The organism is Kitasatospora sp. NPDC057542, assembly GCF_042801945.1.
Classification (GTDB): Bacteria; Actinomycetota; Actinomycetes; order Streptomycetales; family Streptomycetaceae; genus Kitasatospora.
Map to the genome: position 1 here is coordinate 1 of NZ_JBHVFE010000281.1, position 11,751 is coordinate 11,751.

The window sequence follows — 11,751 nt, forward strand, 5'->3', positions numbered from 1 at the left end:
CTCCTCCACGGAGCGCCCGCCCGTTCGTCCCTCGCATCCGGGCCCACGGCCGGCCCCGGCGGGATCAGGTCAGCAGGACCCGCCAGCCGCCCCCGCCGTCCGGGCCGTCCATGCGGAGTGTCAGCTCCTTCACCTGGCCGGTGCCGTGGAAGGTGAGCCGTACGGTCTGCCGGTTCGCCGGATCGTCACCGAAGTCGGCGGTGACCTCCCCGGCGGCGCCCGGCCCGTAGGCGCGGACCCACTCCTCGGCCGCCGCCCGGCGTGCGTCGGCCGGGCCCTCCGCGGCGGCCAGCTTCACCAACCGGTCCGCGGAGCCGTCGGCCAGCCGCCACACCACCTGCTGGACCAGGCCCAGCGTCTCCGGCACGGGGCAGCCGGTGACCTTCAGGTGCGGATGGGCGGAGTAGTCGGCCGCGTGCTGCAGCCGGGCGTCCTCCGCGCCGCTCGAACATCCGGCCAGGAGGGCGGCCGAGAGCACGGCCGCCAGTGCGGCCGCCACCGGCCGCCCCGCCGCCATCAGTTGGTCCCGAGCGGGCGGACGACGACGAACCACTCGATCGGGTCGCCCTTCTGCCGGTAGTACGACAGCACCTCGTTCAGGGTGGTGACACCCTGCCGGCCGTGCTGGCGCAGCTCCATCCGGGCGCCCCAGCTCACCACGATCGCGGCGTGGTTGATCCGCGACTCGTTGCGCCACTTGAAGAACACCACGTCGCCGGGGCGCGCCTCGGAGGTCCAGCGCAGCCAGGTCGAGTACCGGTAGTTCAGCAGGTGCCGGTGCAGGTTGGCCGCGCCGGCCCAGGTGTAGCTGCGGTTCTTGTGCCAGCCGAACAGCCAGTAGTCGTTGGTCCACCAGGCACTGTCCCAGGTCTTGAAGCCGTACCGGGTGCGCATGCCGCCACCGTAGTAGAGGGCCTTGGAGACGAAGTTGGTGCAGTCCTGGGGGAAGTCCCAGCCGATGTTGACGTTGCGGCGGGCCCAGTCGGCGGTGCCGTTGTAGTTGTACCCGGCCTGGACGGCGCCGGCGGCCGGCTGAGCCGGTTGGACCGGGAAGCCGTTGGCGTCCAGCGGGACGGCCTTCTGGGCGTCCGCCGGGTCGGGCTGTGCGGCGTCTGCCACGTCGACCTGGGCCTGGGCGGCCGCGGAGGAGGACAGCTTCTGCTGGGCCGCGAGGTCGTCGGCCTCGGAGACCATCACCGCGGCGGTGCCGACGGCGAACTCGAACCGCTTCGGGCCGGCGCTCTCGCTCGGCGAGTCCACACCGCCCGACCGGATCATCACCGAGTCCTTGACGGTGGCCCGCACGACGACCTTGCCGGCCGTCTGCTGGTCGACCACCACGTCGGTCAGGCTGACCGCGGCGGCCGTGTACAGCTGGCTCTGGGTCGCCAGCGCCTCGCGGTTGGCGACCAGCGAGGCCTCCTGGGTGGCCAGCAGGTCGACGAAGACGGTGCCGTGCGCGGCCTCGGCGGCGGCGTCCGGCGCGGTGAACCCGGCCTTCATCTTGATCTTGTTGCGGGCGTCCAGGTACTCCTGCACGTAGCCGCGGTACTGGTTCGGGCCGCCGGCCGTCGGCGTGCCCTGGACCACGGCCGAGGCGACCGGGGCGGCGGTGCCGTAGCTGTTGCGGGCGGTGACCACCGCGCGGTACGAGAGGGCGTTGTCGAGGCCGGTGAACACGGCCCGCAGGTCGCCGGTGGTGACCTCCTGGACCGGGGCGCCGGCCGAGGTCTCGACCCGGACGGTGTAGCCGACGTCGCCGACCGAACCGCGGTCGGCCGGGGCGTTCCAGGTGACGACCAGACCGGCGTCGCCACCGACGGCGGCCACCAGCTCGGCCGCGCCCGGTGCGGTCGGTGCCAGGTAGTCGAGGGTCAGCTTCGGCCGCCGCGCCGGGTCGGCGGCGGTGGCCGAGGAGTAGCGGGCCGCACCGGTCCAGCCGGCCGGCGGGCGCAGCGCCAGGCCGTAGGCCTCGCCCTTCTCGATCCACGAGCCGACCAGTGCGGCCAGGTCGGTCTCCGACAGCTTGGCGGCGGAGGCGTAGCTCTCCGCGCCGGCGGCTGCGGTCAGTGCCGCACCGCCCTGGCCGGGAGCCCAGGCGCTGCCGAGCTGGAAGACGTCCACGGCGGTCTCGTCGCAGCCGGCGGTACCGGCCGCGCAGTCCGAGCGGGTCAGTTCGAGCTTGCCGCCGATCACCCGGGAGCCGGCCGGGACGGCCGACAGGTCGGGCTTGAGCCAGCTGGTCCAGCTGCTGCCGTCGGGCGTGGTGCCGATCCGCAGCTCGGCCGGGTCGGCGGCCGGGCACGCGCCGGTGTCGCAGCCGCCGCCGGCCGTGGCCGCCGAGGCGTCCGCGAGGGCGGCGCCGGTGAGGACCACGGTGGTCGGCGCGGGCTGGACCGGCGGGGCCTGGACGCGGACGGCCAGCGGCTGGTCGGCGGTCCACGCGGAGCAGCCGACCGCGGCGCAGGCGCGCACGGCCCAGGTGTAGTCCCCGCTGTCGGTCACCGCGCCGTCCGGCAGCTGGACGGAGGCCCGGGTGCCGCTCTCCGCCCACACCGGGGCGATGGAGGTCGGCAGCGGCTGGCCGGTTCGGCCCTTGAGCGCGAACTCGGTCCGGATCCGGCCCTGGTTGGGGTTGGTGACCAGGGCGGAGAGCACCGGCGTGAGGGTCTGCTGGGCGCCGGTCTGCAGCTGGCTCGGGACGTCCGGCAGCGGGCTGACGCTGAAGGTGGCCCAGGCGGACCAGCCCAGGTTGTAGTGCAGGCCGTCGTAGGGCGAGCTGCGGAACCGGTAGGTGTGGCCGTACTGGAGCAGGCCCGCCGGCACGGTGACCTCGGCGGGGGTGCCGCTGGGTACGTAGCCGGAGACGTTGACGCTGCCGACCTGGGCGCCGGAGATGGCGTCGACCAGCTGGAAGGTGCCGGTCACCTTGTCGCCGTCGGGGTCGATGAAGGTGTCCCGGAGCACCGGGGTGGTGGTGTCCACCCGCCAGGTGCCGGTGCCGTCCTGGAGGAACGGCGGACCGGCCTCCTGCTTGGTGCCGGTGCGCGGACGGTAGTTGTAGTTGACCGTCAGCTTGGGCACGTTGGTGGCGGCGTTGGCGGAGCTCACCTCCTTCCAGTACTTGGTGTTGACCTCGTCGGGCGCCCGCAGGCCCATCCCGGAGACCTGGTTCTTCGCCGAGGCCCAGCCCTGGACGAGGTCGGTGACGTTGGCGGTGATCCAGCCGTCGCCGCCGCAGTTGTCGCGGCCCTTGGTCTCGGTGGAACCGGCCTTCTTGGCGTTCCAGGCCGGCTGGTTGGTCCAGCGCGAGGCGGTGGAGGCGAGCCCGGTGTCCCACACCTCCCAGGTGTAGGGAAGGCAGTCGGTGTTGCCGGAGTGGATGTTGTACAGCGACAGCGTGGCGCTCTGGACCAGCGCGTCCGCGATCGAGGAGGTGTTCCAGTTGATCAGCGAACGGGCCTCGCGCGAGCTGCCGTCGGCGTTCTTGGTGCCGGGGTTGCCCCAGTACAGCTCGACATCGGCCGACCAGTCGACCGTCTCGCCCTTCTGGACCCGGGTGTCGAGGGCGTTGCCGAGCCCGCTGGTGGACGGGTCGACGGTCACCGGGTAGGCGGTGGCCGGGTCGGCCAGGAAGGCGGCGTCGGGGGTGAAGACCAGGTCGACGTCGTCACCGTGCTGGACGACCTTGAGGTCGACCTTGGCCTGCCGGGGGTGCTCGCTCGACCCGGTTGCGGTGGTGGCGTCCCACATCACCGGCGCGGGCAGCACGGCGCGCTTCTGCCCGTTCTTCCGGTCGGTGAACAGCACGCCGCCGTCCGGCTGCGCCACGGCCTTCAGGCCCTTGGCCCGGAACGGCATGGTGTACGAGTAGCTCCCGCTCGCCGGGCGCTGCTTGAGCGTGACGAACTGCTCGAAACCGTTCCGGTTGGCCTCGACGACGAGGTCCCCGGCGCCGTCGCCGATCGCGTCCCGGTAGACGGCGCGCGGGCCGTCCAGCTCGGGCGCGGGCAGGCCGCCCTTCCACTCCAGTGCCAGTTCGTCGTCGCCGGAGCCGAGCGACACCAGGGTGCGGGCGGGCGCGGTGGCGGCCTGCGACTCGGCGAGGGTGCGGGGCCGTTTGCCGCCGGGGCCGGCCAGCTTCATCGCGTGCGGGTGTGCGGCGGGGGCCACCGAGCCGTCGGGCGCCTGCTTGAGCGTCAGGTCGACATCGGTCCACGTGCCGTCGCGCAGGAAGCGGACCGGCCCGGCGGCGAGTTCGGTGGTGAGCGTGCCGTCCGGGTTGACCCAGGTGGTGGACACCTCGCTGCGCTCGGACACCGCCTCGACGCGCCGGCCGGTGGTGCGCGCGGCAACCCGGGCGGCGGCGATGCTGCCGGTCGGGTCGACGGCGGCCGCCGTCGGCGGCTTTCCGGGGGAGGGCTTGGGGTGGGGCTTGGCCGCGAACGCGACCGGCGCTCCGCCGGCCAGCGACAGCGACAGTGCCACCGCGAGGGACAGCGGGCCGACGAGGGCCCGCTTTGGAACGTGCATGGGAGCTCCTTGGCTCACTCTTGGTCGAAGAGGTCCGGAGCATAAGCAAGATCATCAGGGAAGATGATCATGATAAATCAGGGCAAATCTGTCCAGATTCTGAATATTTCCTTAGGAAGTTGATGGGATCGTGACGCGTTGTGCACGCACGAGTGCGAAAGGGCGGGCGCCCCGGGAAACCCCGGAGTGCCCGCCCTGCGAACGTCCTCGGACCGTACGGCGCCGAGCCGCGCCTACTTGGCGCGCTTCGCGAGGAAGGCCTCGACCTCGGCCCGGATCTCCGGGGTGTCCAGCCCGCGCACCGTCATCGTGGTGCGGCGGCGCAGCACGTCGTCCGTGGTGTACGCCCACTCGTTGTCCGCCGCGTACGCGACCTGCGCCCAGACGTCCGGACCGTCCTCGTGGATCGGCCGGCCGAGCTCCGGGTTCTCGTCGATCATGCGGGCGATCTCGAAGGACAGGGTGCCGTAGTGGCTGGCCAGGTGCTTGGCCACCAGCGGCTCCATCCGCGAGCCCGGCTCACGGTCGATCAGCAGGCGGTGCGCCACCGCGTTCGGCGCGCCGACGCCCGGCAGCGGGACGGTCGGGGCGATCGGGGACATGTCCTCGCCGAGGCTGGTGCCGGGCACGTGGGCCAGCTTCTCCAGCACGGTGCGGCCGATGTGCCGGTAGGTGGTCCACTTGCCGCCGGAGACCGACAGCATGCCGCCGCGGCCCTCGGTGACGACGGTCTCGCGCTTGGCGGCGGCCGTGTCGCCCGGGCCGCCCGGCAGCACTCGCAGGCCGGCGAAGGAGTAGGTGATCAGGTCGCGGTCGAGGTGCTCGTCGCGGATCGCGTGCGCGGCCTCGCCCATGATCTGGTCGATGTCCGCCTCGGTGGCCCGGACGTCCTTCGGGTCGCCGGTGTACTCCTCGTCGGTGGTGCCGAGCAGGACGTGGTCCTCCCACGGGATGGCGAAGGAGACGCGGTACTTGTCGATCGGGATGGTCAGCGCGGCGCGCCACGGCGAACGGCGCTTGACGACCACGTGCGCGCCCTTGGAGAGGCGGATCGACGGCGCGGCGCCGGAGTCCTCCATCTTGCGCAGGTGGTCCACCCACGGGCCGGTGGCGTTCAGCACCAGGCGGGCGTCGATGCCGAACTCGCTGCCGTCCAGGCGGTCGCGGACCTCGGCACCGGTGACCCGGCCGCCGGTGAAGCGCAGCCCGGTGACCTCGGCGTGGTTGAGCACCACGGCGCCGGCGTCGACCGCGGCGCGCACGGTCATCACGGCGACGCGCGAGTCGTTCATCTGGTGGTCGCCGTAGACGGCCACCGAGCGTAGGCCCTCGGTGCGCAGCGCGGGCACCTGCTGGGCGGCGTGCGCGGCGGTGGAGACCCGGCCCATGCCGTCGCGGAAGGCGGACAGCGCCGAGTACAGGAAGACGCCGGCGCCGAGCTTGGCGGCGCCGTGCGGGCCGCCCTTGTAGACCGGCACGAAGAAGGTCAGCGGGTTGACCAGGTGCGGGGCCACGTCGGTGGAGAGCGCGCGGCGCTCCTTGTGGTTCTCCGCGACCAGCTTGACCGCACCGGTCTGCAGGTAGCGCAGACCGCCGTGGACGAGCTTGGAGGAGGCACTGGAGGTGGCGCCGGCGAAGTCGCCGGCGTCGACCATGGCGACCTTCAGGCCGGCCTGGGAGGCGGTCCAGGCGACGGCCGTGCCGAGGATGCCGCCCCCGATCACCAGCAGGTCGTAGGTGGCCTTGCCGAGCAGCTCGCGGGTCTCGGCGCGGGAGGCGGTGTGGCCGGCGGTGCGCTCGGCGCCCAGGGTCGGGATGGTTGCCATGGTGGTTGTGTACGGCGCGCGGGTCGGGCGGCGCCGTTACTCCTCTCGTGTGCGGTGCGGCCCCTGCGGGAGAGGCCGGTCGGCCCGGTGCGGCGGGCCGGTGAAACTCGGTGACACCCGCTGCCGGAACGGCGGGTGGCCGGCCGGGGTGCGGGGCCCCGACCGGCTCGTCGATCAGTTGTTCTCTTCCTCCTCCACCCAGTCCATGGTGCGCTCCACGGCCTTGAGCCACTTCTTGTACTCACGCTCCCGGGTGGCCTCGTCCATGCGCGGGGTCCACTCGGCGGCGCGGTGCCAGTTGGCCCGCAGGGTGTCGAGGTCGCTCCAGAAGCCGACGGCGAGACCGGCCGCGTAGGCGGCGCCGAGGGCGGTGGTCTCGGCCACGTACGGGCGCTCGACCGGGGCGTCCAGGACGTCGGCGATGTTCTGCATGAGCAGGTTGTTGCTGGTCATGCCGCCGTCGACCTTGAGGGCGGTGAGCTCGACCCCGGAGTCCTTCTGCATGGCGTCGACGACCTCGCGGGTCTGCCAGGCGGTGGCCTCCAGGACGGCCCGGGCCAGGTGGCCCTTGGTGACGTAGCGGGTCAGACCGGCGATCACACCGCGGGCGTCGGAGCGCCAGTACGGGGCGAACAGGCCGGAGAAGGCCGGGACGAAGTAGGCGCCGCCGTTGTCCTCGACGGTGTTGGCGAGGGTCTCGATCTCGGCGGCGGTGGAGATGATGCCGAGCTGGTCGCGCAGCCACTGGACGAGCGAGCCGGTGACGGCGATCGAGCCCTCCAGGGCGTACACCGGGGCCTGGTCGCCGATCCGGTAGCCGACGGTGGTCAGCAGGCCGTGGTACGAGTTGACGATCTTCTCGCCGGTGTTCAGCAGCAGGAAGGTGCCGGTGCCGTAGGTGGACTTGGCCTCGCCCTCGTCGAAGCAGGTCTGGCCGAACAGCGCGGCCTGCTGGTCGCCGAGCGCGGAGGCGACGGGAACGCCGGCCAGGTCGCCGACGGCCTCGCCGTACACCTCGGCGGAGGAGCGGATCTCCGGCAGGACGGCCATCGGGACGTCCATCGAGTCGGCGATCTTCTGGTCCCACTGCAGGGTCTGCAGGTTCATCAGCATGGTGCGGCTGGCGTTGGTGACGTCCGTGACGTGCTTGCCGCCGTTGACACCGCCGGTGAGGTTCCAGATCACCCAGGTGTCCATGGTGCCGAACAGGATGTCGCCGGCCTCGGCGCGCTCGCGCAGGCCCTCGACGTTGTCCAGCAGCCAGCGGATCTTCGGGCCGGCGAAGTAGCTGGCCAGCGGGAGGCCGGTCTCGCGGCGGAAGCGGTCCTGGCCGACGTTGCGGCCCAGCTCGCGGCAGAGCGCCTCGGTGCGGGTGTCCTGCCACACCAGCGCGTTGTGTACCGGCTCGCCGGTGTTCTTGTCCCACAGGACGGTGGTCTCGCGCTGGTTGGTGATGCCGATCGCGCGGATGTCGTCCTTGGTCAGGCCGGCCTTCTCCAGCGCGCCGCGGACGACCGACTGCACCCGGGTCCAGATCTCGGCGGCGTCGTGCTCGACGTAGCCGGGCTGGGGGAAGATCTGCCGGTGCTCCTGCTGGTCGACGGAGACGATCCGGCCGTCGGCGCCGAAGATGATGCAGCGGCTGGAGGTGGTGCCCTGGTCGATCGCGGCGATGTAGTTACCGGTGGTGGTCATGGGGAGGGTCCTCGGCTCGGGTTCGGGGGATACGGGGTGGGTGGGCCTGACACGTTCGTTCGGTCAGTCCCCGTGTGTGGCGGGGTCGAACCCGTCCTCTAGAAGATGGCGTTGTAGACGCCGCCGGCCGCCAGGCCGCCCAGGATCGGGCCGACGACCGGGATCCAGGCGTACGACCAGTCGGAGCCGCCCTTGTTCGGGATCGGCAGCAGGGTGTGCGCGATGCGCGGGCCGAGGTCACGGGCCGGGTTGATCGCGTAGCCGGTCGGGCCGCCCAGCGAGAGGCCGATGCCGACGACGGTGAAGGCGACCATCAGGGTGCCGGTGCCGGACTGGGAGAGGCCGGAGTTGGTGCCGATGGTGAGGATCGCGAAGCAGAGCACGAAGGTGCCGATGACCTCGGTGATCACGTTCTGGATCGGGTTCCGGATCTCGGGGCCGGTCGAGAAGATGCCGAGGGTGGGTTCCTCGTTCGCGCTGAACTGGCCCAGGTAGGTGGCCCAGACCAGCACGGCGCCGATGATCGCGCCGAGCAGCTGGGAGCCGAGGTAGAGCGGCACCTGGCTCCACTCGCCGCTCTTGACCGCGAGCGCGATCGTGACAGCGGGGTTGAGGTGGGCACCGGACTTCGGAGCCGACATGTAGGCGGCGATGAGGACCGCGAATCCCCAGCCGAAGGTGATCGCCAGCCAGCCGGCGTTGACGGCCTTCGACTTCTTGAGGGTCACGGCGGCGCAGACGCCGCCGCCGAGGAGTATCAGGGCGGCGGTGCCGAGGGTTTCGCCGACGAAGACGTCGCCGTTGGAGAACGCGGACACAAAGACTCCCTTGTCCATATGGCCCGGAGGGTAGGTGGGGGCAGGCGGCCGGTCGATCGCTGTGCGGGTGAGCGCACTGTGGGAGCGATCTCTCCGGCCATCGTTCGACAATGTCGACCGTCATGCGGAAGCTTCCTCCCCAGGTCGCCCCCGCGTCAAGGCGGGGTTACGGAGCTGTGACCCTCGCCTCGACCGGTCCGTCGACGTTACCGAGCGGAGCGCCCCGAAACAGGACAAAACGCCAGAGGCGCGGACAGGCCTCTCGCCCGTCCGCGCCTCAGCGTGACGAATCGACGGCCCGCCGCGAGCCGTCCCCGGATGTACTTCAGAACCGCCCGGCGCCCAGGTCGCGGGAGATCGCCCGCGCCGCGCTGCGCACCGAGGCCACCAGCGCGGGCTTCACGAAGCCGTCCTCGCAGACCCGCTCGACCGCCCCGCTGATGCACACCGCGCCGACCGGGTTGCGCCGCCGGTCCTGGATCAGCGCGCCGATCGAGGCCACGCCCTCCCAGGTCTCCTCGATCGAGTCCGCCCAGCCGCGCTCCCGGATCAGCGCGCACTCGGCGTCCACGTCGGCCGCCCCGGTCAGCGTCCGCATGGTGTACGACTCGTACGGCCCGTCGCCCAACTCCCCGCGTGCGACCGGGTCGTAGGCCACCAGCACCTTGCCCAGCGCGGTGCTGTGCAGCGGCTGCATCGAGCCCACCTCCAGCACCTGCCGGGTGTCGTCCGGCCGGAACACGTGGTGCACGATCAGCACGCCCTGCTGGTGCAGCACCCCCAGGTAGACCGTCTCTCCGGCCGCCCGGGCCAGGTCGTCCGCCCACACCAGCGCCCGCGCCCGCAGCTCGTGCACGTCCAGGTAGCTCTGCCCCAGCCGCAGCAGTTCGGCGCCCAGCTGGTACTTGCCGCTCTCCGGGTCCTGCTCGACGAACCCCTCCTGCTGCAGCGTGCGCAGGATGCCGTGCGCGGTGCCCTTGGCCAGGTCCAGTGCCGTCGCGACCTCGGACAGGCCGAGCCGGCGCTCGCCGCCGGCCAGCAGGCGCATGATCGCGGCGGCCCGGGAAAGCGACTGGATCGGGCCGGGCATGGGTACCTCCGCGCTGACAGGTGGTCGACATTGTCGACCGCAGTGATGACGGGACGAGTCTGCCAGGCCGCCCCGACTCCGTGCACCTTCCCCCCGGGTAACCCCGTCCACGTGCGGCCCGAACCGCAGGCCGCGCCCCGCCGCCTCAGCCCACCGCCCCCGCCCGCTGCGCCCGCAGCACCGCCACCTCCGCCGCCAGCGCCGCGATCCCGTCCGTCCCGACCCGGCAGCAGCCGCCCACCAGCCGCGCCCCGTCCGCGAGCCAGCCGCCCACCCGCGCCGAGCGGAAGGTCGGCTCGCCGCACCAGCCCCGGCGGGCGGCGTCCCAGCTCTCCCCGCTGTTCGGGTAGACCACCACCGGCTTCCCGGTCACCTCGGCGGCCACTGCCACCGCCCGGTCCGCGTCCTGCGGCGTACAGCAGTTGACGCCCACCGCGACCACCTCGTCCACATCGGCGGCCGGCGCGAAGGCCTCCGCCAGCGGCTGCCCGGCCCTGGTCCGGTCACCCTCGATGCTGTACGACAGCCAGGCCGGGACCCCCAGTCCGCGCACCAGCCCCAGCAGCGCCCGCGCCTCGTCCGCGTCCGGCACCGTCTCCAGCGCCAGCACGTCCGGCCTGGCCGCCGCCAGCACCTCCAGCCGCGGCCGGTGGAAGTCCGCCAGCTCCGCGACGCTCAGCCCGTACCGGCCCCGGTACTCCGAACCGTCCGCCAGCACCGCTCCGTACGGGCCCACCGAGGCCGCCACCCAGCGCCGTCGCCCGCCCGGCTCCGACCGCGCCGCCTCCCGGGCCAGCTCCACGCTGCTCGCCAGCAGCCGCGCGGCCTGTGCCCGGCCGACCCCTCGGCGCGCGAAGCCCTCGAAGCTCGCCTGGTAGCTCGCGGTTATCGCGACGTCCGCGCCCGCCGCGAAGTACGCCCGGTGCGCGGCCACCACCGCCTGCGGGTCGTCCGCCAGCAGCCGCGCCGACCACAGTTCGTCCGACAGGTCGTGCCCGGCCGCCGCCAACTGGTTCGACATCCCGCCGTCGAGCACCAGCGGACCGGCGGCCAGCGCGGCGGCGAAGCCCGGCGGGGGAGCAGTGGGCATGTCGGCCTCCTCTGGCAGAGTTCCTGGTCACAGCCTAGAGGTGGGTGACCCCGCCGAGCGGGAAAACCATTTGCCGCAGGGGAATCCGATCGCTACGTTGTGCTCATCCCGAGAAGAACAGCGCCGGTGAGCAGGCCACCTGGCGCCGGTGAGCACGGAAAGGAGCCCGGCGATGGCAGCGGACGACCAACCGCCACCCACCGGGCCCGAGGCCGAGCAGGAGTGGCTCGCCGCGTACGACCCGCGCGCCTACGCCCCGATCGCCGTCACCGTGGACGTGGTCGCCCTGACCTTGCGCCACGACAGCCTGCACGTCCTGCTCGTCGAGCGCGGTGCCCCGCCCTACCAGGGCTGCTGGGCGCTGCCCGGCGGCTTCCTGCGGGCCGGCGAGGAAGACCTGGACGAGGCGGCCGCCCGCGAGCTCGCCGAGGAGACGGGCCTGCGGAGCGCTTCCGAGGCCGAGGTCAGGCTCTGCCGCCTCCACCTCGAACAGCTCGGCACCTATGGCGCCCCCGAGCGGGACCCGCGGATGCACGTCGTCTCCGTCGCCTACCTCGCCTTCGCCCCAGACCTGCCCGACCCCCAGGCCGGCACGGACGCCGCGGCCGCCGCCTGGCACCCCGTCTCCGACCTGGACCTCCGGCCCTGCGGCCGGTCCCGAGCCGCCGGTGCGCCCGCCGACACCCACGGGGGTGGCGT

General features: G+C 72.8%; 8 protein-coding genes. 1 reads left to right on the plus strand and 7 read right to left on the minus strand.

Annotated features, from left to right (window positions below; translation table 11 throughout):
* Positions 1-64: 64 nt before the first annotated feature.
* The 7 genes from ACFU7Y_RS28895 to mmuM all read right to left on the minus strand — a co-directional run bounded on the left by ACFU7Y_RS28895 (position 65) and on the right by mmuM (position 11,052).
* Entirely contained in the window at positions 65-517 is a 453-nt protein-coding gene (locus ACFU7Y_RS28895) for a hypothetical protein (protein ID WP_380770145.1), read from the minus strand.
* Entirely contained in the window at positions 517-4,533 is a 4,017-nt protein-coding gene (locus ACFU7Y_RS28900; protein WP_380770146.1) for a DNRLRE domain-containing protein, read from the minus strand. Before ACFU7Y_RS28900 ends, ACFU7Y_RS28895 begins: the two co-directional genes overlap by 1 nt.
* A gap of 233 nt (positions 4,534-4,766) precedes the next feature.
* The gene (locus ACFU7Y_RS28905; RefSeq protein ID WP_224283251.1) at positions 4,767-6,359 is read right to left on the minus strand and encodes a glycerol-3-phosphate dehydrogenase/oxidase; all 1,593 of its coding nucleotides are present in this window, start codon (positions 6,357-6,359) and stop codon (positions 4,767-4,769) included.
* A 174-nt stretch (positions 6,360-6,533) separates the two neighbouring features.
* Positions 6,534-8,054 (minus strand): glycerol kinase GlpK, encoded by a 1,521-nt coding sequence (gene glpK, locus ACFU7Y_RS28910; RefSeq protein ID WP_224283250.1) that lies wholly within the window; start codon positions 8,052-8,054, stop codon positions 6,534-6,536.
* 98 nt (positions 8,055-8,152) lie between these two features.
* Entirely contained in the window at positions 8,153-8,872 is a 720-nt protein-coding gene (locus ACFU7Y_RS28915; protein ID WP_224283249.1) for an MIP/aquaporin family protein, read from the minus strand.
* 325 nt (positions 8,873-9,197) lie between these two features.
* Entirely contained in the window at positions 9,198-9,962 is a 765-nt protein-coding gene (locus ACFU7Y_RS28920) for an IclR family transcriptional regulator (protein WP_224283248.1), read from the minus strand.
* 145 nt (positions 9,963-10,107) lie between these two features.
* Complete coding sequence (gene mmuM, locus ACFU7Y_RS28925) at positions 10,108-11,052, minus strand: homocysteine S-methyltransferase (protein ID WP_380770147.1); 945 nt, start codon at positions 11,050-11,052, stop codon at positions 10,108-10,110.
* Between the two features lie 172 nt (positions 11,053-11,224).
* Here mmuM and ACFU7Y_RS28930 point away from each other — a divergent pair.
* Positions 11,225-11,751: NUDIX domain-containing protein (locus ACFU7Y_RS28930; RefSeq protein WP_380770148.1), on the plus strand; the 527-nt coding region annotated here is incomplete at its 3' end.